22 protein-coding genes and 1 rRNA gene are annotated in these 22,603 nt (G+C 60.9%); 15 read left to right on the forward strand and 8 right to left on the reverse strand.

Translation table 11 applies throughout. From position 1 onward, the window contains the following. The first annotated feature begins 408 nt into the window (after window positions 1-408). The 3 genes from C444_RS18945 to C444_RS18955 are packed head-to-tail and all read left to right on the forward strand — an operon-like array spanning window position 409 to window position 2,271. The gene (locus tag C444_RS18945; RefSeq protein ID WP_004594691.1) at window positions 409-1,086 is read left to right on the forward strand and encodes an SCO family protein; all 678 of its coding nucleotides are present in this window, start codon (window positions 409-411) and stop codon (window positions 1,084-1,086) included. After that, complete coding sequence (locus C444_RS18950) at window positions 1,083-1,610, forward strand: TlpA family protein disulfide reductase (RefSeq protein ID WP_004594692.1); 528 nt, start codon at window positions 1,083-1,085, stop codon at window positions 1,608-1,610. The genes C444_RS18945 and C444_RS18950 overlap by 4 nt, the downstream gene beginning before the upstream one ends. 1 nt (window position 1,611) lies before the next feature. After that, complete coding sequence (locus tag C444_RS18955) at window positions 1,612-2,271, forward strand: cytochrome c biogenesis protein CcdA (RefSeq protein ID WP_049909649.1); 660 nt, start codon at window positions 1,612-1,614, stop codon at window positions 2,269-2,271. Window positions 2,272-2,473: 202 nt separating this feature from the next. Here the strand turns inward: C444_RS18955 and rrf are convergent. From rrf to C444_RS18970, 3 genes are all read right to left on the reverse strand, one after another. Continuing rightward, window positions 2,474-2,596, reverse strand: a 5S ribosomal RNA gene (gene rrf / locus C444_RS18960). Window positions 2,597-2,815: 219 nt separating this feature from the next. After that, window positions 2,816-3,433, reverse strand: a complete 618-nt coding sequence (locus tag C444_RS18965) for a nitroreductase family protein (RefSeq protein ID WP_004594694.1) — start codon at window positions 3,431-3,433, stop codon at window positions 2,816-2,818. Between the two features lie 241 nt (window positions 3,434-3,674). Further along, entirely contained in the window at window positions 3,675-5,000 is a 1,326-nt protein-coding gene (locus tag C444_RS18970; RefSeq protein ID WP_004594695.1) for a hypothetical protein, read from the reverse strand. Between the two features lie 344 nt (window positions 5,001-5,344). Between C444_RS18970 and C444_RS18975 the strand changes: the two genes are divergently transcribed. The 9 genes from C444_RS18975 to C444_RS19015 all read left to right on the forward strand — a co-directional run bounded on the left by C444_RS18975 (window position 5,345) and on the right by C444_RS19015 (window position 14,689). Beyond that, entirely contained in the window at window positions 5,345-6,094 is a 750-nt protein-coding gene (locus C444_RS18975; RefSeq protein WP_004594696.1) for an ABC transporter ATP-binding protein, read from the forward strand. Beyond that, on the forward strand, window positions 6,087-7,520 hold the full coding sequence (locus C444_RS18980; RefSeq protein ID WP_049909625.1) for a hypothetical protein: 1,434 nt from the start codon (window positions 6,087-6,089) through the stop codon (window positions 7,518-7,520). The genes C444_RS18975 and C444_RS18980 overlap by 8 nt, the downstream gene beginning before the upstream one ends. Before the next feature lie 86 nt (window positions 7,521-7,606). After that, window positions 7,607-7,840: a DUF2249 domain-containing protein gene (locus C444_RS18985; RefSeq protein WP_004594700.1), complete on the forward strand. Its 234-nt coding sequence runs from the start codon at window positions 7,607-7,609 to the stop codon at window positions 7,838-7,840. A 198-nt stretch (window positions 7,841-8,038) separates the two neighbouring features. Beyond that, a complete protein-coding gene (locus C444_RS18990; RefSeq protein WP_049909626.1) occupies window positions 8,039-8,848 on the forward strand; it encodes a hypothetical protein in 810 nt (269 codons plus the stop codon). A gap of 138 nt (window positions 8,849-8,986) precedes the next feature. Beyond that, window positions 8,987-10,171, forward strand: coding sequence for a BMP family lipoprotein (locus C444_RS18995; RefSeq protein WP_394324811.1), 1,185 nt, complete (start codon window positions 8,987-8,989; stop codon window positions 10,169-10,171). 38 nt (window positions 10,172-10,209) lie between these two features. Then, window positions 10,210-11,835, forward strand: coding sequence for an ABC transporter ATP-binding protein (locus tag C444_RS19000; RefSeq protein WP_004594706.1), 1,626 nt, complete (start codon window positions 10,210-10,212; stop codon window positions 11,833-11,835). Window positions 11,836-11,888: 53 nt separating this feature from the next. Beyond that, window positions 11,889-12,962 carry an ABC transporter permease subunit gene (locus C444_RS19005; RefSeq protein ID WP_049909651.1) on the forward strand — a complete coding sequence of 358 codons (1,074 nt, stop codon included), beginning with the start codon at window positions 11,889-11,891 and terminating at the stop codon, window positions 12,960-12,962. After that, complete coding sequence (locus C444_RS19010; RefSeq protein WP_004594708.1) at window positions 12,962-14,005, forward strand: ABC transporter permease; 1,044 nt, start codon at window positions 12,962-12,964, stop codon at window positions 14,003-14,005. Before C444_RS19005 ends, C444_RS19010 begins: the two co-directional genes overlap by 1 nt. 132 nt (window positions 14,006-14,137) lie before the next feature. Further along, entirely contained in the window at window positions 14,138-14,689 is a 552-nt protein-coding gene (locus tag C444_RS19015; RefSeq protein ID WP_004594709.1) for a hypothetical protein, read from the forward strand. Window positions 14,690-14,697: 8 nt separating this feature from the next. Here the strand turns inward: C444_RS19015 and C444_RS19020 are convergent, their stop codons facing one another. Continuing rightward, window positions 14,698-15,201 carry a GbsR/MarR family transcriptional regulator gene (locus C444_RS19020; protein ID WP_004594710.1) on the reverse strand — a complete coding sequence of 168 codons (504 nt, stop codon included), beginning with the start codon at window positions 15,199-15,201 and terminating at the stop codon, window positions 14,698-14,700. 136 nt (window positions 15,202-15,337) lie between these two features. On the opposite strand from C444_RS19020, the gene C444_RS19025 reads away from it, so the two are divergent. Next, window positions 15,338-15,691, forward strand: coding sequence for an ArsR/SmtB family transcription factor (locus C444_RS19025; protein WP_004594711.1), 354 nt, complete (start codon window positions 15,338-15,340; stop codon window positions 15,689-15,691). A gap of 118 nt (window positions 15,692-15,809) precedes the next feature. Continuing rightward, window positions 15,810-16,685 carry a fructosamine kinase family protein gene (locus C444_RS19030; RefSeq protein WP_004594712.1) on the forward strand — a complete coding sequence of 292 codons (876 nt, stop codon included), beginning with the start codon at window positions 15,810-15,812 and terminating at the stop codon, window positions 16,683-16,685. A gap of 30 nt (window positions 16,686-16,715) precedes the next feature. Here the strand turns inward: C444_RS19030 and C444_RS19035 are convergent, their stop codons facing one another. The 4 genes from C444_RS19035 to C444_RS19050 form a co-directional block, all read right to left on the reverse strand. Then, on the reverse strand, window positions 16,716-18,095 hold the full coding sequence (locus C444_RS19035) for a sugar porter family MFS transporter (protein WP_004594713.1): 1,380 nt from the start codon (window positions 18,093-18,095) through the stop codon (window positions 16,716-16,718). 108 nt (window positions 18,096-18,203) lie between these two features. After that, complete coding sequence (locus C444_RS19040; protein WP_004594714.1) at window positions 18,204-19,403, reverse strand: ABC transporter substrate-binding protein; 1,200 nt, start codon at window positions 19,401-19,403, stop codon at window positions 18,204-18,206. After that, on the reverse strand, window positions 19,400-20,581 hold the full coding sequence (locus C444_RS19045) for an ABC transporter substrate-binding protein (protein WP_004594715.1): 1,182 nt from the start codon (window positions 20,579-20,581) through the stop codon (window positions 19,400-19,402). Before C444_RS19045 ends, C444_RS19040 begins: the two co-directional genes overlap by 4 nt. Beyond that, window positions 20,578-21,627: an ABC transporter substrate-binding protein gene (locus tag C444_RS19050; protein ID WP_004594716.1), complete on the reverse strand. Its 1,050-nt coding sequence runs from the start codon at window positions 21,625-21,627 to the stop codon at window positions 20,578-20,580. Before C444_RS19050 ends, C444_RS19045 begins: the two co-directional genes overlap by 4 nt. A 495-nt stretch (window positions 21,628-22,122) precedes the next feature. Between C444_RS19050 and C444_RS19055 the strand changes: the two genes are divergently transcribed. Beyond that, complete coding sequence (locus C444_RS19055; protein ID WP_004594717.1) at window positions 22,123-22,596, forward strand: Lrp/AsnC family transcriptional regulator; 474 nt, start codon at window positions 22,123-22,125, stop codon at window positions 22,594-22,596. Window positions 22,597-22,603 lie beyond the last annotated feature (7 nt).

A 22,603-nucleotide genomic window follows, 5' to 3' on the forward strand; every position in this document is an offset into this window, starting at 1 on the left:
TTCGGACGATTGACGTTTATGAATTACAGTTTCCGACGATAGCAAACAGTATTCAGAGGGGTATATCCGCTAGATAACCACATATAAGCATAGATGAAGAATATAAGTGTACGTGGGCGACAAGAAGATTCAATTTGGTGTCCGATTAGTTTTGTTTATGATAGATGTGAAGAATCGCCGATTATAGATGATCTTGCCATGGTCTATCACGCATCATCTTGCTGGTGCATGGATCGATTGATCACGCAGAATCCTCGGAACTCAGCCGGGTCGTGAAAGCACTCGCAGACTGGGAGCTCTGCAGCATTGATACACACTCACAGCCAGAGATTATACGAAAGCAGGCGAACGGCGGTTTACGAGAGTCACACCAGATTCTCCAAATATTCGAGGGCACAAGCACCGTGTATGCGCCGACGGACGGTTCTCAAATCTACCGGTGCGGTTGGAACAATCGTTGGAGTCGCCGGGTGTCTCGGCGGTGGTCGCTTCGGCGATTCGAATCCCGATGTTGTCCTTGAAGAGCCTGACCGGGAGTTCGAGAGCAGCGACGTTCCGTACCTCGCATGGGGCGAGCAGGTTCCGGACGTGAGTGTCGCCACGCCGACCGAATCACGCGAGGTTCGGTTGCGCGATGTCGAAACGCCGGCCCTCCTCACGTTCTTTTACAGCCACTGCCAAACTGTGTGTCCTGTCCTCATCTCGACCCAGCGGAACATTCAGAGCCACGCACAGAACAACGGCTACGCTGATGCGGTCACGTTTTTCCCGATGACCTTCGACCCCGGCCGTGATACCGCAGACCGCCTCGGGGTGTATTCCGACGAGATGAACGTCGACGCCGATAGCGAGAACTGGCAGTTCCTTCGTCCAGCGTCGAAGCAGCGGGCGAAGGAGGTCATACAGGATCAGTTCGGGGTAATGTTCCAGCGTACTGACTCTGAGGACATGGATATGTACATGTTCACGCATACAGCACTGACGCTACTGGTCAACGCCGATGGGTTCGTCGAGCGTGCCTACCGCTCGAAGTCGCCGGACGAAGAAACCATCATTGCTGACCTGAAGACGGTGAGAAACGCGTGAACCGCCGGCAGGTCGTTGCGGCGATGGCTGGGCTCGGTCTCACCGGTGGAAGTCTCTGGGTTGCCCAGAACGGGCTGTCGGGTATCCAGCCCCGGGACACAGACCAGCTTCCGATTCGTGTTGAGACGCTTGATGCGCGCGGTTCGTCGGCAGGCGAGACGGCCGTACCGACGCCGGGCACTGTCACGGTAGTCGACCTGTTCGCCACGTGGTGTGCGCCCTGTGATGACCAGCTTGAGATACTCGACAAGATTCGGCCCGAGTACACTGACGTGTCGTTCATTTCAGTGACGAACGAGCGGCCCAGCGAGACACTGACGAGGGCTGACATCAGCGAGTGGTGGAACCGCAACGGCGGTGCCTGGACTGTCGGCCTTGACCCCGGCAGCGAGTTGCTGGCGGCGTTCGGGGCCGACGGACTTCCGTACATCGCGATTGCCGACGAGAACGGGACTGTCCAGTTCGGCCACGGCGGGCTTGCCGATGGAGAAACGCTTCGAGACGAACTCGACGCACTGGTGTAAGATGGTTGGCGCTGCCGCACTCGGGACACTCGCGTTCGCCGCGGGCGCTGGCATCACGACGTTTTTCGCCCCGTGTGCGTTCCCGCTTCTTCCGGGGTACATCGGCTATTACATGCGCGAAAGCGACGGGAATGTCGGTATGCTGCCACCGGCCACTGCCGCTGCTGGCGGAGCGCTTGCCGCGCTCACCCTCGTTGCGCTGCTCGTCCTCGCACTCGGGCAGCCACTAAAGAACGCACTCCCGATGTTCGAACCAGTCATCGGACTCGGTCTGGTCATGTTCGGCGTCGTGATGCTCCTGAACCGCGAGCCCGAATTCCGCGTCCCGCTGCCACAGCGACCGGCGTCGGTAACCGGATTCGGCGTGTTCGGTGCTGTGTACGCGGTCGCCGCAGCGGGCTGTGTCGTGCCGCTGTTCTTCGGCGTCGTCACCCAGGCGCTTGCACTGCCAGTCCACACAAGCGTTCTCGTCCTGACGGTGTACGCGCTGGGGGTAGCGCTTCCGCTTGTCGGTGTGACACTTCTCGCGGGCGTTGGCATCTGTATCTGGCACACCGTCGGCACATACCTGCAACGGATACACCAGCTCGCAGCCGTCGTGATGATACTCGCCGGCAGCGGCCAGATTTACCTCGCGGTGTTCGAACTCGGCGTGGTGTAGTTTCAATCGAGCGGTGGATGGCTCCTCGCGAAAACGGCCTGTTCGCTGTTCCCAGCATCGACAGCGACAGAGCAGCGGTCCGAGTGTGGACACTTCGATACCCAACCTGACGCTGTCTGGATGTGCGTGGCGAATCCAGCGACTCCGTAGCCAAGCTACAGTGAAGCCGCGTCGCTCGTCGGGGCGGAGGAATAGGTATGAATGGTGGCGGCGAACCGGATTTCCCAGAGGCTCGCGCACTCCAGTACTCCCCGGAACGCTGGTGGGCTTATCTTCCGTGTTCGGGATGGGTACGGGAGGCAACCCCACCGCTGTGGCCGCCTATATCATTACTCTGGCAGCCACAGTTATAAGCGTAGCTACTTGGAGACAGGAACTTCTTGGACACAGTTCAGCCGCTTAGTAATACAGTATCGAAGCACGGAGGGCGGGACTCGCTTCGGCGTTCTGTTCCGGAGTGGTAACATGCCGTCCCGACCGGCGGTGCCTGAGTGGTACCTAGGTTCGTTGCGACCTAGACGGCGTACCGAACGCAGCTAGCCGCTCACTCAAACCGGCCGTTGAAGACGATCTCGTCCAGTGGCTTCCGACCGCTCGGCTCTTCACGCTCTTTGAGGTCGTCAGGTAGCGTCTCGGGGTCGGCGCGCTCACCGACGGCGACCATCGCCTCGGCGTCGAATTCATCTTCGGGGACGCCCAGTGTGTCGTGAATTCGGTCCCAGTCGAAGCCCGCCATCGGATGAACAGCCAGGTCGCGCCGGGCGCCTTCGAGAGCGAGATTCTGCCACGCAGCGCCGGTATCGAAAGACCGCGTCACAGCGGGTTCGCCGTTGTGGTCGAGGGTGACCTTCGAGAAGACGGCGATGAGCGCGCCAGCGTCGCGTGCCCAGGAGCGATTGGCTTCGTTCAGCAGACCGAGGAAGGCATCCCACTCGTCGTCCTCGCGGGTGGCGTAGACAAACCGCCAGTGCTGATTATTGAACGCGGACGGAGCCCAGCGTGCGGCTTCAAACAACGAATGGAGGTCATCGTCAGCGAGTGAGGCACCAGTCATTGCACGCGGCGACCAGCGATTGACAAAGAGGGGGTCGACATTGTGGACAGGGTCACGGTATTCAGCAATCTCGTCGTCGAGATTATGGCCGGCATTCGTCTGTGACATTATACATCTCTGTTCGGTTCCCTCACTTATGTACTACTGGCAACATAAGTACAATCAGGTGACACCGATGTTATTTTCGGGTAATTATCAAGTGACATGGCATGAGATAGCACAGGGATATACAGCCGATCAACTCAGTGCGCGACCGTTGTCGTATCTTCCAAATTGATACGTCGGAGCCAGTCGACCCAGATCAGAATCGAGGGTCGCGTTTGAACTGCGACGATACCCAGAGAGTTCCTCAGCAGCTAGACGAAGGGACGCCGAGTGAGACGCCGGCAAGGAAGATGGGTAGGCCGGCGATAGCAACGGCGGCGGCGCTGGCCGTGGCCACGGGGATGAAAAGCACACCCAGCCCAAACGGCGTAGGCAGTATCGGGAGGACTGGTAGCATCGACAGCACAAACCCGATGGCAGCCGTTTTCATCGCTAACCGACGGTTCCCGTGGCCGACTGCGTATCCGGCCGGGAGAAGCACAAACGCCGGTCCAAGAAGCAACAGTGTTGACACGGGGAACGTGAACCCGTCTCTGACAACCATCGGCACCGCCGCTATCGTCACTCCGAGTGCGATGCCTGCGCCGACTACTGCGCCGCCAACGACAGTCCGATAGCTTGTGCGCTCACGGACACGCCGCTGAGAAAGGGCTATTCCGCACACGAACAGCGCAGTGCCACCACCGAACAGCGGTGCCGCTATGCCACCTAACCGCAAAACGCCCGTCGCTCCGAGAAGCGACAGGACAGCCGCCAGCGCGCCGACGCTGGCGAACACGGCCCCTGAGGAGTCACGGACTCGTTCCAGATCCCAATCGAGCCAGGCGACGCCCCCGGCGGCAGCGCCGATCAAGAGGGTAAACACCGCTGCGGGGAGCGTGATGTATGCGAGCGCCTTCATCGTTATCACGGGACCGAGCAGTGTTCCGACTGCGAGTAGACTCAACAGCGGCCCAACGGCCGTATCACGGGGGACGAACGTCACGATACGCCCGTCGTCGAGTTCGGTCAGCGTCATCCGCTGTCCGTCGTCTGAGAGGGTTGTGCCGTCGATAGCCCGTCCGATTCGCATCCCGTCGGGAGCAACGACAACGAGCCGGTCAGCACCGAGGCCATCGAGGTTTCGATAGCCGTAGGCTTCAGTAAACTCGCCAGTCCGGACCGTGCCGCCGACGGACTGCTGAGCGAAGTCGGCCTCGCGATAGCGTAGCGTTATGACGCCATCGCCGGAAACGTTCGCGCTCAGGAGTTCGGTGTCCCACATCGCTCTGTCGGCGATAGCAGTCCGCAGGCTCTCGTTTGCCCGAAGGCGTGCAGTCCCTTCCGTGCTAGACAGTTGGTTGTGGACGACCCACGTTGCACTTCCGTTGTTGTTGACGGAGACGGTTGCATTGCTGTGGGTGACAGTGACCGAGACGCCGTGGGACTCGGCTGTCGATTCAAACGAGTCACCGCAGGCGTCACACAGCGGCCGCGGCGGGGGCGCTGCGCCAGCGGGTATGGCGGTACAGAGGAGCGACGCACAGACCAGACAGAGGAGGGCGAGGTGATGGAGTCGATGCGGGGCCATGTAATATACCTATCCTGTCATGTGTTAAGAGGTATCGAATACTCAAACAACGGTTATACAAACACGGACAGCAGATGACACTTCGGCCAATACGTCTCTGCTAATTATACCGCTCAATACATATCTCGCCTGCGATTCCGGCCGGATTCAACTTTCGGCGGTATCGGTGTAGTTGCTGAGCGGAGCCGCCGCCGTCTGGGATTCGTCGAGTATCTCTGACGCCCACTTGCCCAAATTGGAATGCGTCCAGCGGATAACATCGAATCCGCTGTCAGATCATCTGGCATGTTCTTATCTAGTATAACAGCTTATACGGACAGAACAACGATAGTAGACAGAACGCCGTGACAGCAATCGAGATCGAGTCGCTCCGGAAGTCGTACGGCGATGTGACCGCGATAGCGGATCTCTCACTCAGCATCGACGATGGTGAGTTCTTCGGACTACTCGGGCCGAACGGGGCCGGCAAGACCACGACGATGGAGATACTCACCGGGCAGCTCAGTCCGGACAGTGGACAGGCAGCGGTGCTCGGTGCCGATCCGGCAACCCAGCCCACAGCGGTCCGCGAACGAGCGGGGATTCTCCCCGAAAAGGAGTCACCGCCGAGTTTCATGACGCCGCGCGAGTACTTCGACTTCGTCGGTGCGATCCGAGATATGCCCGGCGATGCGGTGACAGCACAGACCGAGTCGTGGGCCGAGCGACTCGGCTTCACCGAGAAGCTCGACACACTGTCCTCGGACCTTTCACGGGGCCAACAGCAGAAAGTGATGATCGCCGGCGCGTTCTTCCACGAACCGGACGTCGTGTTCATCGACGAACCGCTGGCAAACCTCGACCCAATCGTTCAGGAGCGGGTCAAGCGCTTCCTGCGCTCGTACCGGGACGCCGGCAACACGATTGTCGTCACGACACACGACGTAGACGTCGCTGCCGAACTCTGTTCGCGGGTCGGTATCATGTACGGCGGCGACCTCGTCGCCGATGTCCGGCCGGCGGAACTCGATGCCGATGTAACGCTCCTCGATGTGTTTCTGGACAACGTTGACGCAACAGTGGAGCAGGGACCTAAATCACTGACACATGAGTGACGGACGGGCGCGCAGGGTGTTTGTCGAGATGCTCCGGGAGGAGTGGCGACTCCACAGCCGGCTCTTCCGCGGCAGTCACTTCTCCCTGTTTCCGGTGTTCATCTGCCTGCTCGTTGGCGGCGCAGCCAAGCTTCTCGCCGTTACCGGAACTGAACCGGAAACCGTGTTCGCCGGCCTCCACGCACTGGTCTTCGTCTTCGGGCTCCACACGGGGTCTATCGGCTTTGTGGGACGGGATGCCCTCCGGAACCTCCTCGGTGACGTGACGCTGCTGGTGTTCTCTGCCCGCACGCTCCCGCTATCGCAGCATACGCTGCTGGGACTGTTCGTCATCAAGGACAGTGTCTACTACGCAGTGCTGTTTCTGTTGCCGATGTCTCTTGGAACGGTGCTTGCAGTCAGCGGAGCCGCCGGGCCCTTCTTGGTCGCTGAGACTGTCTCCCTTCTGTGGACGACGCTGGCACTGACGTTCGTTCTCGGGATGGGTACGACGATTGCGGCCCTCGGTCTCGCTGGCCGTGGCGTTCCCGGACTGGCGTTATTCGCAGCCCCACTCGTCGCCGTCGGCACAGCGCTGGCCAGCGGTGTCGACGTCGTATCCTACACTCCCTACGGTCTGTTTCTCACTCAGACCCCCCTGCGGGTCGGCACGACGGTTATCAGTATCGTCACCGTCTTTCTGCTGGGCGCAACTACTTTTGATGCGACCACGCCCCGTCCCGCCCGAACGGTCGAACCGGCCTTCCGCCGGTGGTGGCGACGGATCGGTGACCCCGTTGCAACGAAGAGCCTGCTCGACATCCACCGGAGCGCAGGCGGATTCGGGAAAGTCCTCTTCTCGGCGGCGGTGCTGTTCGGTGTCACCGCCGTGCTGGTCGATTTCGCCGGTCAGATCACGGGTGTACAGCCGTCGACTGGTATCTCATTCGGTGCGATTCTCGGACTCTCGGGATTCACGACCTACAACTGGCTCACGCAATCTGACGACGTGAGCCTATATTTCGCCCATCCTTTCACTGTGAAAGCCGTTTTCGCAGGGAAGTTTCGGGCATTTCTCCTGCTCGGCCCGCTGGTCGGGCTCGGGTTCTACGGTCTCGCACTCGTCTGGCATGGCGGGTCGGTCGCCGAGGCGGCCATCGGGGCCGTCCTGCTCGTCGGCGTCGCCTGCTACATCTTCGGCACCACCGTGTACCTCACCGGCCTTTCTCCGAACGAGTTCCTCTTCGATACGGCCCTGTTCGCTGTTTTCGGCGCGGCAATGGTTCTCCCCCTGGTCCCGATCCTCATCGCCGGGTTCGCCATCTCACCGCTGTCCGGGACCCTGCTTGCCGCACTCGGTGGGGCTGGTGGCGTTCTGGGCGCTATCGGCGCCGGCCTTTACCGTCGGTCGTTACCGAAGTGGTCGACGCGGTATCACAAAGCGTGAACTGCAAAAGGGTATCGTGCTCGGAGTCCCGCTCTGAATATATTCGCACAAAGGTTCTCTACGGCAGCTAGTGATCGATAGATCGCATGGCAGAACAACAACTCGATCTTCGAGAGATTCCGCCGCCGAAGCGACACCCGAAGATCTTCGATGCGTTCGAGGATCTGGACAGCGGAGAGGCACTGACGCTAGTCAACGACCACGAACCGACGCCGCTCTATCACCAGATGGCCGCAGAGGTGCAGTCGTTCGACGCCGAGGGCTACACCGTCGACCGCATCGGTCCGAACGAGTTCATCGCGACCCTCCCGAAAAAGTAGCGTGCGACTGCAAGCTGAGAGCGGGGCCGGCTACGTCGATTGAGTGGGGCCTCGATTTCCCGAACGAGAGCGTCGTCCGGGTCCACGGCCAGATCATCGCCTGTAGCGGACACCCGGCTGCGATACCCTGCTCGAACGTCGTTGCTCGCATCGCGGTTCCCGAATAGCTTTCCCTGGGCAGTGTATTGATACCGGGACGTGAACCGTCGTACTGCGAGGGTACTGAACGGCGTGCTGGCGCTATGCTGTCTCGCGCTCGTCTTCGCTGCTGTGTATCCATTCAGTACCGCGAGCCCGCATTCGGACAATCCGCCCGACGCACGGTTTACCGTGCCCGAGTCCGACGAATATCGGGCGACGGGAGCCATTGTCGCGGATGGCGAGACAGCGTTCGAATTCGAGGGTGCTGTGACCGCTGACGGGGGCCGCTACCAGTTCATTGACGAAGGCGATGTTCGAACTGAACAGTACCAGGCGTCAGCGAACAGCCCGGTCTACAGCCGGATAGTCGTTGACGGTGACGGTACTACCGACCGACGGCAGGACCAGATCCGGAGCGATACTGACCAGAAACTTCTCCGGGTGAACCGGACTCAGGGGACGGTCACATTCATTGTCAAGGGGGAGGGCGGAGACATGGCGGACGCCATTTCGGGAACAGCGTCGGTAGTCGTCAGGAGTCTCTACGTCACCGGGTACGAACGGCAAACCGATGAATCACAGGAAGCGACCGTGTACAAACCGAAAAACGGCTGGTACGAGGGTACAGAATCGTACCGTGTGACAGAGGCTACGGGCGAAGTTCGAACAGCCGGTGACACGACCGCTGTTCGCTCTGCGACGGTCACGTGGGACCAGACAAGGCCAGCGGGGACATACGCGGAATCCGTCCTGGTCAGACTGACGAGTGACGCCCCGCGAACGTACGACCTCTCCTTTGAGTTCGATTCGGGCGAGACGACGGTGAACCAGCCGGCGTGGGTCACTGAGATACGAACCGAAGCGTAGCCGGTCAGTCACAGTGGCCTGTCGTAGGGGGGAGCGTTGTTTGGCACGACAGCTGTGAAACCGCCTCCAGTGATGCGTTTCGCCGCGAATTGTACTCTGCGAAATCTTTTTATCATATATCGGTAAATAGTATGAACAATTATGGTAAATGGGTCTGTGAACCACGATGCGTCCGAGGAGTCAGGCAGCGAGACGACGCTGACAATGGACCGACGGACCCTCCTTGCGTCCGGGTCTGCCGTCGTAGGCAGTACGCTGCTTGCAGGCTGTAGCGGAAACAGTGATGGCGGAGACGGCGGCGGCACCGATAGCGATGGCGATGGAAGCGATGGAAGTAATGGCAACGGCGGCAGCGAAACGACGGACATCGCAATCGTCTCGAGCCCGGCGGGATTCGACGACAACGCGTTCAACGACCTCGCGCTGGAAGGATTGCAGACGGCCGCCGAGGAGTACGACATCAGCATCAACCAGGTCGAGGAGACCGAGCAGTCCCAGTACCAGTCCGTCCAGGCCGAACTCGCCCAGAGCGGCGACTACGACCTGATCGTTCTGGTTTCGTACAACCACACGGAGGCGCTGTCCCAGAACGCGCCGGAGTACCAAGACCAGTACTGGATGCTCATCAACGACTACGTCGACGAGCCGAACGTCACGGGGTACACCTGGGCGAACCATCAGATGTCGTACCTCGCGGGCGTGCTCGCGGGGACGATGACCACGGAAGACCTGTCCCACGAGGGCGGATCGACAACCCCGGACAGCGCGCAGGTCGGTTTCGTCGGTGGCGTCGACGGATCGCTCATCAACGCCTTCGAACAGTCGTACGTCGCCGGTGCCGAGTGGGTCAACGGAGACGTCGACGTAAACGTCGGCTACATCGGGAACTACACCGACACCGACACCGCGGCGGACATCGCCAGTTCGCAGTATAACGACGGTGCCGATATCGTCTACCACGCCGCAGCCGCGGCTGGTCGGGGCGTGTTCGAGGCCGCCCAGGAGAACGGCCGCTTCGCTATCGGCGTTGACGCGGACCAGTCACAGACACTGCCGGACTTCCAGGACGTCATTCTCGGCTCGGCGGTCAAGTACATCAACGAAGGCACCCGCGAGGTGGCCGCCGCCGTCGCCGAGGATAACTGGTCGACGGTCGCGGGCGCGAACACGCTGGGCCTCGAAGACGAGGCTGTCGACTGTGTGATCGGGCAGGCGTTCCAGGGGCAACTCCCCGATGCCGTCGATGCGAACCTCGAAGAGGCCAAACAGGCCATCGTCGACGGCGATATCGAGGTGCCCTGTACCGCCGCCGGCTGTAACTAACCACACCTGTTCTCATCAGATGTCTACCCACTTCTACCATGGCCGATAGTGAGCGGGACGACGATCAGGTACCGCCCGATGTCCGACTGAGCGGGATAACCAAGCGGTTCGGCGACGTCGTCGCCAACGACGGCGTCGACCTCACGCTCGAAAAGGGGTCCGTCCACGCTTTGCTCGGCGAGAACGGCTCGGGGAAGACGACGCTGATGAGCGTCCTCTACGGGCTGTACGATCAGGACGACGGCGACATCTTCGTCCGTGGGGAGCGTCAGGAGTTCGATTCGCCGCGGGACGCCATGGACGCCGGCATCGGAATGATTCACCAGCACTTCCAGCTAGTCGAGCCGATGACCGTCCTCCAGAACATCGTTCTCGGCCACGAACCGACCGAACGCGGACTAGTCGACATCGAGAGCGCTCGCGCGGATGTCGAGGCGATAACGGACCGCTACGGGTTCGATGTCGACGAGTATCTCGACGTGCCTGTCCGGGACCTCGACGTGGGCGTCCAGCAGCGCGTCGAGATCGTTAAGAGCCTCTATCGCGGCGCGGAAATCCTTGTTCTGGACGAGCCCACGGCCGTCCTCACGCCCCAGGAAGTCGAGGGGCTGTTCGACGTGATGGCGGAACTGACGGCGTCGGGCCACTCGCTCATCTTCATCACGCACAAGCTCGACGAGGCGCTGACCGCCGCGGAGGACATTACCGTGTTGCGCGACGGCGAAGTCGCCGGCACCGTCGACGCCGCCGGCGCGACCGAACAGGAACTGGCGCGGCTGATGGTCGGCCGCGAGATCGATTTCGACAGGAAGCCACGCGAGACCGCCATCGGCGACCCGGTCCTCGGAGTGGCGGACCTGCACGTCAGTGGTGACCGGGGGCTGGAACAGGTCAGCGGCGTCGATTTCACCGTCCGTGAGGGCGAGATACTGGGAATTGCGGGCGTCCAGGGCAACGGTCAGACTGAACTGGTCGAGGCGCTGACCGGGCTTCGCCCGGTCGAATCGGGAACAGTCAGCTTTGACGGGGAGGACATCACCGGAACGAGCCGTCGTGACCGCATCGAGCAGGGTATCGCCTACATCCCGGAGGACCGTCAGGAGGAGGGCATCGTGATGGATTACGACATGATACGGAACTCGCTTTTGGGTTTCCAGACGACTCAACCGTACGTCGAACGCGGCGTCGTCGACTGGGCGGCCGTCCGGGACCACGCCGAGGGCATCGTCGAGGAGTACGACGTACAACCACCGGACGCGACGACGGAGGCGGCGTCGCTGTCAGGCGGTAACCAGCAGAAGTTCGTCGTCGGCCGGGAGATAGAACACGACCCGACGGTGATGGTCGCCTCCCACCCAACGCGGGGCGTGGATATCGGGTCAATCGAGTTCATCCACGACCGCCTTCTGGAACTTCGGGACGCCGGTCTCGCGGTCGCGTTCGTCTCCTCGAAGCTCGAAGAGGTCCAGAAGCTCTCTGACCGTATCGCCGTCATGTACGAGGGGGAGTTCGTCGACATCGTCGACCCCGAGGCCGTCACCGAGGAAGACCTCGGCCTGCTGATGACCGGCGCTGATCCCGGATCGTCGACGGACCAATCGGCCGCCAAGCGGAGCTGGAGCGACGGCGGCACGCCAGCCGGTGACCGGGGTGATGAGTCGTGAGCGGTGCGGGGTCGAATCGGACCCGCGCTGTTCTGGATAGAATCGCCGCTCGGTTGCTCGATGCCTCCGTCGGGGAACGCATCGCTATCGCAGCCGCGTCCATGACGTTGGCGTTACTGATCGGGTTGGTTGTCGTCGCGTTTGCGGGCTACGACCCGGTACAGTTCCTCGGGAACGTTGCCGTCGGCGCGTTCGGTGACGCGAACGCGCTCGCGCGGACGCTGAAGTTCACGACGCTGTTCATCCTGACAGGGGTCGCTGTCGCCATCGCGTTCCGGGCGGGCGTGTTCAACATCGGCGTGCAGGGGCAGTTCGTCGTCGGCGGGTTCGCGACAGTCATCGCCATTCTCCAGCTTGCACCGTTTCTGCCGACAGGAGCTACCGGCGGCGTTTTGCTGATGGTCCTCGGGACCGTTGCAGGCGTTATCGCCGGCGGGGCCTACGGGGCGCTCCCGGGCATTCTGAAAGCCTACGGCGACGCGAACGAGATCGTTACGACCATCATGCTGAACTTCATCGCGACCGGTGCCGTTGGCTATCTCGTCGACGGCCCGTTCCGCGGCGAGGGGAACCGTGCGCCCAACACGGCCCGGATTCCCGAGTACGTCTCGCTCCCGCGGGTCGTCTTCGACGTGCCCGATTTCTCCGTCGTCGGACTCGCGGTGACGCTTGTGGTCGTCGCCGCCATCGCGTGGGTCCTGGCGCGAACGCGGTTCGGATACGACATGGTGACCAGTGGCCATCAGATAGCCGCCGCGACCTTCTCAGGGGTGAACGCCAAGCGGACGGTTGTCGCGACGATGACTCTCTCAGGGATGGTCGCCGGTATCGCTGGCGCGCTGTTTGCCATCATGATTCAGGGATACTACAGCGACCCCGCCGGTATCGGGACGTACGGGTTCGACGCTATCGCGGTGAGTCTGCTCGCGGCCAACAATCCGTTGGGTGTCGTGCCCGCGGGCTTCCTCTTCGGTGCACTCGACTCGGCCGGGAGTCACATCAGGATCAACAGCGACGTGCCGGTCCAGCTGATCGACGGCATCATCGGTCTCGTCGTCCTGTTCGTCGCCGTGCCGGAACTGTTCCGCATGGCCGCCGAACGTACTGGCCTGGGTGGTGAGAACTGATGGATTTCGATGACCGCGGAACACGACTCCGACTCGGAGCGGCAGTCGGGACGGTCGTGCTGGCACTCGCAGCAGCCGTCGCGCTCGGCTGGCCTCTCGCGGATATCCTGACCGTCGGGTTCGTCGAGCGGACGCTACAGGCGGCGACGCCCATCGCACTGGCGTCTATCGGCGGCCTCTATGCCGAGAAGAGCGGCGTGTTCAATATCGGTCTCGAAGGGTTCATGATATTCGGGGCGGCTAACACCGGCGCGCTCGTGTGGCTCCTCGGCGGCGAATCGCCCACCCAGGCGGACCTGTGGGTGGCGATGGGACTCGCTGTCGCACTCAGTGTCGCGTACACGGTCCTGTTCGCCGTCCTGCTCATCCGATACAAAGCCAATCAGATCGTCGCAGGGCTGGCCGTCTGGTTCATCGGGCTCGGATTCGGGCCGTTCACGGCCGTGCTCGTCTGGGGGAACCGCAACAGCCCGGGCCTCGTGAGTATGGCTGACGTGACCGTGCCGGGCCTCGCCGAGTTGCCGGTCGTCGGTCCGGTCCTGTTCGACACGTCGCCGCTTGTACTGCTGACGATACTCCTTGCGATTGGGGCCTGGGTGTTTCTGTACCGGACCCGCTACGGCTACTGGCTGCAGGCCGCCGGCGAGAACCCCGAGGCACTGGACACCGCCGGCGTCAGTGTCAATCACGTCCGGTACGCGGCAGTGATTTTCTCGGGTGCGATGGCCGGCCTCGCCGGTGCTGTGTTGCTCGCTCACTCGGGATCGTTCACAGGAACGGGCCAGACGATGGTCAACGGCCGCGGCTGGATCGGTATCGTCGCCTACCTGTTTGGCAACTACAATCCGCTCGGCGCGGCCGCCGCCGCGTTGCTGTTCGGGGGCCTCGACATGCTCCAGATCCAGTTCCAGACTGTCGGCATCCAGGTCCCGAACCGGCTCGTCAATCTGTTCCCGTACGCCGCTGTCGTCGTCGTACTCACGGTCTGGAGTTCGACGCGGATGCCGTCAGCGCTGGGCGAACCCTACGAGAGTGAAGACTGAGCGCCGTAGAGACTGGGCGATACAGGACGGAGCGTCGAAATTCCGTTGACACTTCCTTGACAGGCTGAACGTGCCACGTGTGGCGTGTGTATGGTCGGTCTTTATTCCCTCCCCTGTGAACACTTGGGCAGTATGGCATCCTACGACGCGTTTGACCCGGCTGTCGAAATCAACGGGCAAACGGTACTCACAATAGTCGAGGAAGCGATGGGGAAGTTCTCAGACGAGTACCGGAAACGGGCGCTAGCAGCGCTCGCTGCGGAAGGGATCACCGAACCGGCGGCTGACGAGTGGTACCCACAGCAGGCTTGGCTGAACGCGTTCGAGACGATTGCCGATGACCTGCAACCGCACGTCCTCGACCGACTCGGCGAACAGATCCCGAGCGTCGCGGACTGGCCGAACGACTTTGATACTGTTCCGGAGGGGCTCCAGTCGATAGACGAGGCCTACCAGCGCAATCACCGTGGCGGGGACATCGGACAGTACCGCTTTGAATCCGTGGCCGAGCGGACCGGCGAGGTGACGTGTGAGAACCCGTATCCGTGCCCGTTCGACCGTGGCCTCATCCGGGGCATCGCCCAGCAGTACGCACCGGTCGATGCGTTCGTCTTTCTCGAGGAAACGGGCGAAACGTGTCGTCGGAACGGTGACGATGCGTGTACCTACACCGTCTACTGGTAACGCGGTGACTACTGTTCGTAGGTCTCAAGCGCCTCGCGGAGTTCGGCAGCCGAGTACTCCGACGCGAGCTGTACGATCTCTTCTAGGTCTTCGTACGTCTCGCGGAGGTTCTGAATGGGCTCTTGCTCGCGAGCATCTTCCGGTACCTGTTCTTCCGCCCGGCGGATGGTCCTGAGCGTCGTCTGGACTTCCCGCTGGATGTATTGCTGGAACACGTCCTGTAGGATGAACCAGACTTCGCGTTCAGCCTCGAACCGGACTCGCCTGCCGCCTCCCGTGGACGACCTGCGGTGGATGAGGCCGACACGCGACAGCGTCCGCGTGACGTTACTCACCGTCGATTTCGCGTAGCCCGTTTCGTCGACGAGTTCTGGGATGGAGAGAGGGTCCGATGCGAAGTACAGCACGCCGTAGATTCGCCCGGCACTTCGGCTGAGGCCGTACACTTCGGCCGATTGCTCCATCGATTCGATGACGCGTTCGCGTGCGACCGCGCTGTCGTCATCACTCATGCATCCGAACTGGCTGCCCTGTTTGCCGCGTGTCCTGCTGTGTCATATCTCCGGCTATTACTTCCGTAAGTATTAAATTGTTTGATTGGTTTGTTCGGATTGAGCCGAACAAACAGAAGCGAACTCCCTACAACCCATGGCAAGCGTCTTCCCCCATCACCCGCCGGTTGACTATGCACCCCGAGAACAGACGAACGTCGTAGTCAACGGTACCGAACCGACTGACGTCCTTCAGATTCTCTCGTCAGAGGCCGCCCAGGAGATACTGGGGGCGGTCAGGAACGAACCGCGGACCGCATCGGATATCGCCGACGCAGTCGACCGCTCGCTCCAGAGTGTATCCTATCATCTCGACCGCCTCTGTGAAGCTGACCTTATCGAACCCGCCGAAACGTGGTACTCGGAAAAGGGGACGGAGATGACAGTGTACGCCCTCGCCACGGAACGACTCGTCGTGCAGTTCGGTGACAGCGCTGACCGGTCTGTGTAGCGTCACCAGCTGTTTCGAGCATTGTCTGTTTCCGGAAGTTTCCGTCAGGAATAGCTCCGTTTTCGCTGTCGAGACAGGAGACAAACAGACATATTCGACCGCTTCTCGTACGCCGAATATGGATGACGGGACGGGCGCGGAACGAACGAAGGCGACAGTGTTACAGCGGGTTTCGAGCGTACTAGACGCCGACGCTCACGACGCGACGGAGCTCGACGGCGGGGAAGTCGGGTCGGTCTACCGTGTGTCGTTTCGCGACCGCCCTGATGTGGCGGTGAAAGTCGATGACTCACCGCTCGGAATCGAGGCAGCAATGCTTCAGTACCTCGGCCGTGACACGCCGCTCCCCGTCCCAGACGTCCTCCACGTCGAACCGGAACTGCTCGTGTTGTCGTTCGTCCGCGGCGACGGCCGATTCGGTGAACGGGCCGAACGTGACCTCGCGCGCCACGTCGCGTCTCTCCACGATATCTCGGCCGACGCGTTCGGCTTTCCGTTTGATACCCTCTCGGGACCGTTCAGCCAGCCGAACCCGTGGACTGAGTCGTGGATCGATTTCTTCCGCGAGCAACGGCTCCGCCCTTTTGCAGATGCCGCACGGAACGATGGAACCTTGCCAACCGCGGATTTCGACCGGATACAGCGACTGGCGGAAACGCTCGATAGTCGTCTCGTCGAACCAGCCAAGCCATCACTCCTGCACGGTGATATCCGCCCCGGAAACGCTGTGGTTGCTGACGGAACCGTACGGGCCGTCCTCGATCCAGCTATCTACTTCGGCCACGCTGAAGTTGACCTGGCGTACGTCGACCGACTGGATTCGATGGGTGCTGCCTTCTACGACGAATACCAACGGCACCGTGACATCTCCGCGGGGTACTTCGAAGAGCGACGCGATGTGTACGTCGCCTTTCACGCGCTGGAAAACGTCCGGTTTTTCGGCGAAGACGGACTCCCAAGGCTCGACAGTGCGCTAAACCGTCTTGGTCTATAAAAGCCACAGATAGTGGCCTCGATGGCCGTATCAGTCAGCCAACGAGATGTTCTGCCGGAGGTCGTCTTCGATTGCCTCCAGCGTCCGACCCTTCGTTTCGGGGACGTAGCGGTAGACAAACAACAGCCCTACGAGGCTACAGAGGCCGAACAGCCAGAACGTCGCAGAGGTTCCGACACCGTCAGTGAGGACAGGGAACGTCAGCGACACGAGGAGATTCGCACCCCAGTTCGCGACGGTGACGACACCCATCGCCGACCCACGAACCGAAAGCGGGTATATCTCTGATATCAGGAGCCAGAAGACCGGGCCGAGACCGATCGCGAAGAAGGACACGAACAGCATCAGACTGATCGTGGCGATAATGCCGAGGCCCCCGCTAAGACCGGGCAGGTAGAATACGGTACCGAGAATGGCGAGCGTCGCAACCATTCCACCGACACCGACGAGGAGCAGTCGGCGACGACCGACACGGTCGACGAGCATAATCGCTACGACGGTCATCACTACGTTGATCGTCCCGATACCGACTGTCGCAAGGATCGAGGCCACACTTCCGAGGCCGGTGGATTCGAGAATCGTCGGAGCGTAGTAAATGACCGCGTTGATACCGGTGATCTGCTGGAACACGGCGAGTCCGAGCCCGACCACGAGCGCTGGGCGGAGCCACGGGGCCAGCAGGTCCCGGACGCCGGTTTCGGACTGTGTCTCGACGGTCTCCTCGATCTCGTCGAGCTCTTGGTCGACGCCACTGGATCGCGTCCGCTTGAGGACGGCTCTGGCCTCGTCTTTCCGCCCGTGCTCGAAGAGCCAGCGTGGACTCTCGGGCATCTTCAGAATGCCGATAGCGAGGACGACGGCCGGGACCATCCCGGCACCGAGCATCCAGCGCCACGCACCTGCGTCGGCGAACGCGTAATTGACGAAATACGAGAGCAGGATTCCGGTGGTCACCATGAGCTGATTGAGCGAGGTAAGCCCGCCGCGAATGTGCGGCGGCGCGATCTCTGAGATGTACAGTGGGCCGACAATCGACGCGAAGCCGATAGCGACGCCGTCGATAAGCCGACCGGCGACGAGGACGGGGACGGTCGGCGCGACGGCCATCGTGAACGAGCCGACGAAGAACACGATGGCCGCGATGAGGATGAGACGACGGCGACCGAGGCGGTCGGCTAACTGGCCGCCGACGGCCGCACCGGCCGCGGCCCCGGCCATCGCGCCACTGACGATGATCCCCTCGACGAGCGGCGACATGACGAACGAGTCCTGGATGAACAGGAACGCGCCCGAGATGATCCCGGTGTCGAACCCGAATAACAGTCCGTTCAGCGCGGCTAACGCGGAGACGACGTAGACGAACCGGTCGCCGTCACCGCGGAGGACGTTTCGTATGGTGGCTGTGGACATCTGTGTAAAATTGACTCGAATCTGTGTAAAAGTCTTTCCAAGTCTTTTCGCACGACGGCGGAGCCACTGAGAGATACCTGTGGCAGGCCGTGCCGAAAAACGGTGCCGCTATTCGTCTCTACCGTCGGTGATAATTGTCGCGAGGTGCTCCCGGTCGAACAGGTGCGCCTCTGTAAATTCTTCGGGGAAGTACTGCTTCGCGTACCGTTCAATCATGAATAGGTTATGCAGCGGGCCGGTGTAGATTGGGCCGCCGCGAAACACCCTGTCATTCTGGACGGCCCGCAACCGACTGCCCACTTCGTGGTCTTTCATATAGGCGAGTACTGAGTTCTCGAACTCCTCTCGGGTCTTCCCCTCGCGATGGTATCGCAGAAGGAGTGAGTCCGGATCTATCTCCAGCAACGTCTCGTAATCGAGCGATTCCGAGCCGGAGTACCCTTCGACGCCGGTATCGGCAAAGGCGTCGGAAATTCCGAGCGTCTGGAAGTGTTCCTTGTTGGCTCCGTTCCCGCTGATCCGATACGGCGTGAACGCTTCCGGTTCCTCGCCGGCGAACATGAGCGCGGCGTTCGGTCGTTGCTCCGATGCCGGGAGCCGAGCCTGCACCGTTTCGACCAGCTCGTCATGTATCGAGCGGATCGCCTCGAAGCGCGCCCGTTCCTGAACCATTTCAGCCACCTTCTCGAAGGCCTCGTACAGGCTGTAGTACTGGTAGTCGTGCCAGTCGTCAGTCCGCCGGAAGATGAGGTTCCCGAGAAACGGTGCGACGTTCTCCCGAATCTCTGTGAGGTCCGACTGATTCCACGCCCCAAGCCAGTCGATAAGCGCGTTGGGATCGATGAGGTGCAGGTCTGCGTCCATCTCGTAGAACGGTTCCTTCGAGACGCCGTCGTTCCAGAGCTGTGTGAGCCCATCGAGGTCAATAGACACTCCATCAAGTTCCTCGTAGTGCAGCGTCTTGTATCGTCCACGGTACCAGATCGACTGTACTGCATCGCCGTGACCGAGCGCGACCAGCATGTCGATGTAATCCGCGGTGAACGGGGCGATTGTCTCGGGCACAGTTTCGAACTCGACGGTGCCGACTGGCTCCATCGTCACCGAATACGGTCCGTCGGAAGTCACTGGCTCGGTAGCGCTCGGTTCGGTATCCGTGGTACTGTCGTCGGTCCCGGTTTCCGCAGATTTCGGACTGCTGTCGCCCGAACATCCGGCGAGTAATCCACCGAGGGCGAGTGTCCCACCGCCTTTCACGACTTCTCTCCGCGTCGGTCGTTCGAACGTCGCTCCGTCCGGGTCAGTCATTCGAACTCACCCGTGACGATATCGGCGATTTGCTGTCGGTCGAAGAGTTCGGTGTCGGAGGTTACGTCGCCGAAGATATCTGGATAGAGCTGCTGGGCCGCCCGCTCGGTCAAAAAGAAATTGTGAATCGGACCCTGCCGAAGGTAGCCACCGCGATACACGCGTCCGTTCTGTACCGCGGTCAGTTGACTGCCGACGGTGTGGTCCTGCATGAACCGCAGGACGGTCTCCCGGAACTCGGTCGCAGATTTTCGCTCGTGGCCGCGGACGAGGATAACGTCTGGATCGACCGCTAGAAGGGTTTCGTAGTCGTACTCGCCCCGGTTGGTCGTACTGAGGTTCTCGATATCGGTTCCGGCGAGCGCATCGGTAACACCGAGGTCACGCCACTGCTTCTTGCTCGTGCCGTTATCGTTCAGTCGATAGGGCGAGAACGACTCCGGTTCGTCGGAGCCCTCGAACGTAAGGAGGACGTTCGGACGCTCCTCAGCTGGCGGGAGCTGACTCTGCAGGTCCGCAATGTAGTCGTCGTGTAGCTGCCTGAACGCCTTGTACCGTGCCTGTTCCTGAAAGACCTCCGCGACCTTCTCGAAGGCTTGATACAGCGTGTAATACCGGTAGTCGTGCCACTCGTCGGAGCGACGGAAGATCAGATTCCCCACGAACGGGGCGACGTTTTCGGCGATCTCGTCGACGTCCGACTGCGACCAGTCGAACCAGTTGACGAGCATCTGTGTGTCATAGAGATGGACGTCGCTGTCGAGTTCGTAAAACTCCTCTTTCGTTCGGACTTCCGGATACGCGTCAATCGTCTCCTGGTCGACGGACACTCCGGGGAGTTCATCGTAGACGTACGTGTAGTAGCGGTCCGCCCCGCCGATACCTGTGAGGCCATCGGCCTGCCCGAGGGCCACGCCCATATCGGCGTAAGTGCCACCGTAAGGGAGCCATCGCTCGGGAACCGTCTGGAACGTAACGTCGCCCACCGGCTCCATGGTGACAGTATAGGACTCCGTCCCAGTTGCCGTGGCTGTCTCCTCATTCTCGGCTGTGGTGGACTCTGTGGCAGTATTGCCGGAACATCCGGCGAGCAAACTGCCGCCCACAATCAGCCCGCCACCCTTGATATAATCTCTGCGTGTCGGCTGTTCAAGCGTCGGTTTATCGCCGTCAGTCACTGTCCTTCACCCGTGATTATGTCAGCCACCCGCTGGCGGTCGAACAGCTGTTCCTCGACGGGGATTTCGGGGTACGGATCCCCGTCGACGTAGCCCGGCCATTCACCGAACTGGTCGGGGTACAGCTGTTTCGCGGTCATCTCCGTCTGGAACAGGTTCAGGATCGGACCCTGCCGACGGGCACCTTGTGCGTATATCCGCCCCTCTTGTACAGCGGTGATCTCTCTCGTCACCTCGTCGTATTCCAATTGCGACCGTATATCGGCGAGATTGTGCGACCCCGCCATTGGCCCGAGAACGAGCAGTACGTCCGGGTCGGCTTCGAGAAGCAATTCGGAGTCGAGCGTGATGTTCCGTCCGTTGTCACCGTACCCGTCACCGACAGCATCGGCTAACGCATCGGTCGCACCCAGCGGGCGGGTGTGAGCAGCGTAGTAGCCCGGATAGTTCAGTTTGTAGCCCCAGATTTTCTCGTCGGATGTGGAGAACAGGACCACGGCCGCGCTCGGCCGCTCACGTTCCGACGGAAGGCCCGCCCTGATAGTCTGCATCATCGAGTCGCGGATAGATACGAACGCCTCGTACCGTTCCCTCTCCTGAAAGACCGCCGCGATCTTCCCGAAGATTTCCCAGAGCGTATAGTATTCGTACGCATCGGCCCAGCCTGACGGCGGGTCCTGCTGCGTGCCGCTGAGCGTGTTCCCGAACCACGGGCCAACGTTCGAGCGTATCTCTTGGAGGCTACTGTCGTCCCATCTCTCGGCTGTGGCAACCTTCGCTGGGTCCGCTATATGAACGTCGCTGTCGAGTTCGTACAGTTTCTCCTTTGACGGTGGCCACGAAGAGTACAGCCCGTCCCAGTCGACTGAGACCCCCTCGAGTCGGTGGAGGAACTTCTGATACAACGATCGGTGGTATTCGGGCGCGTGCATCGCGTTGATCGCATCTCCTCGACCGAGTGCGACCAGCATGTCCACGTGGTGACCCAGTATCGTGAACACGTCCTGGGGTACTGATTCGAACTCGACAGTTCCCACGGGCGACATTGTAACAGCGTATCCGTCGCCAGCCGCTGTCGGTTCAGCCTTTGAGGCTGACTGGCTTCCTGTCCCCGTCTGAACCGGGTCTGGTTCTGAACCGGACTGGTCTACACAGCCCGCTAGCAAGCCGCCACCCACCACCACGCCGCTATACTTCACGTAGTCACGTCTTGTCGGGGCCTCGCAGTTCGTGTCATCTCTCGACATAAATATTAGGCCAGCCTAAAAATATATAACTGCTTCGGAATTTAGGCGCACCTGAAAACCAACTCTTGTACAGATTTCGGCCGGTTATCTCAATTGCTGGTCGCTTGCTCAGCTTTCATCGCAGACCTACTCATGGACAAAACGACCTCCGTGCCGTCCTCTCGAATCGGCTCTGAGTCAACGATTGATAGCCGTGTCAAGAGCGACCGCCCCATTCTCGCCATAGGAACAGCCACAACAGCGGTATCGGGGGAACGTACAACAGTAAAGTGTCCTTACTGTGGACACACTAGTATGGCTGACGAGGAAATCGACGACGTGGACAGGGCAATTCTGTACGCATTACAGGAGGATGCTCGAAACATGTCGTCCGGGGACATCGCAGAACGAACCGATACGTCCGACAGCACCGTCCGGAAGCGCATTAACCATCTCGAGTCCAGCGAAATCGTCAAAGGCTACAGCGCTGATGTCGACTATCAGCAGGCGGGCTATCCGCTCCGGATGCTGCTCTACTGCACTGCATCGATCCCCGAGCGAGGCGATTTAATCCCCGAAATCCTCGATATAGACGGTGTGGTATCGGTTCAGGAACTGGTCACCGGCGAGGAAAACCTCCTCGTGACGGCCGTCGGCGAATCGGATAGCGATATCACCCCTGTCGCGCAGGCACTTCTCGATATGGGCTTGACGGTGGCCGACGAAGTACTCGTCCGAAGCCACGAGACGACGCCCTTCGGTAAGTTTGATTCCGGAAACGAGAGTTAGCTGAGGA

This window comes from Haloarcula japonica DSM 6131 (genome assembly GCF_000336635.1).
GTDB lineage: Archaea > Halobacteriota > Halobacteria > Halobacteriales > Haloarculaceae > Haloarcula > Haloarcula japonica.

Bases quoted from the DNA above. Each gene is read 5' to 3' on its own strand.
- C444_RS19035 (WP_004594713.1), bottom strand. From the start codon at position 18,095: ATGTCCACAGCCACCATACGAAACGTCCTCCGCGGTGACGGCGACCGG.
- C444_RS19020 (WP_004594710.1), bottom strand. From the start codon at position 15,201: ATGAGTGATGACGACAGCGCGGTCGCACGCGAACGCGTCATCGAATCG.
- C444_RS19030 (WP_004594712.1), top strand. From the start codon at position 15,810: ATGGATGACGGGACGGGCGCGGAACGAACGAAGGCGACAGTGTTACAG.
- C444_RS18985 (WP_004594700.1), top strand. From the start codon at position 7,607: ATGGCAGAACAACAACTCGATCTTCGAGAGATTCCGCCGCCGAAGCGA.
- C444_RS19015 (WP_004594709.1), top strand. From the start codon at position 14,138: ATGGCATCCTACGACGCGTTTGACCCGGCTGTCGAAATCAACGGGCAA.
- C444_RS18955 (WP_049909649.1), top strand. From the start codon at position 1,612: ATGGTTGGCGCTGCCGCACTCGGGACACTCGCGTTCGCCGCGGGCGCT.
- C444_RS19010 (WP_004594708.1), top strand. From the start codon at position 12,962: ATGGATTTCGATGACCGCGGAACACGACTCCGACTCGGAGCGGCAGTC.
- C444_RS19050 (WP_004594716.1), bottom strand. From the start codon at position 21,627: ATGTCGCCCGTGGGAACTGTCGAGTTCGAATCAGTACCCCAGGACGTG.
- C444_RS19025 (WP_004594711.1), top strand. From the start codon at position 15,338: ATGGCAAGCGTCTTCCCCCATCACCCGCCGGTTGACTATGCACCCCGA.
- C444_RS19000 (WP_004594706.1), top strand. From the start codon at position 10,210: ATGGCCGATAGTGAGCGGGACGACGATCAGGTACCGCCCGATGTCCGA.
- C444_RS18980 (WP_049909625.1), top strand. From the start codon at position 6,087: ATGAGTGACGGACGGGCGCGCAGGGTGTTTGTCGAGATGCTCCGGGAG.
- C444_RS19055 (WP_004594717.1), top strand. From the start codon at position 22,123: ATGGCTGACGAGGAAATCGACGACGTGGACAGGGCAATTCTGTACGCA.
- C444_RS18965 (WP_004594694.1), bottom strand. From the start codon at position 3,433: ATGTCACAGACGAATGCCGGCCATAATCTCGACGACGAGATTGCTGAA.
- C444_RS18945 (WP_004594691.1), top strand. From the start codon at position 409: ATGCGCCGACGGACGGTTCTCAAATCTACCGGTGCGGTTGGAACAATC.
- C444_RS19040 (WP_004594714.1), bottom strand. From the start codon at position 19,403: ATGACTGACCCGGACGGAGCGACGTTCGAACGACCGACGCGGAGAGAA.
- C444_RS18970 (WP_004594695.1), bottom strand. From the start codon at position 5,000: ATGGCCCCGCATCGACTCCATCACCTCGCCCTCCTCTGTCTGGTCTGT.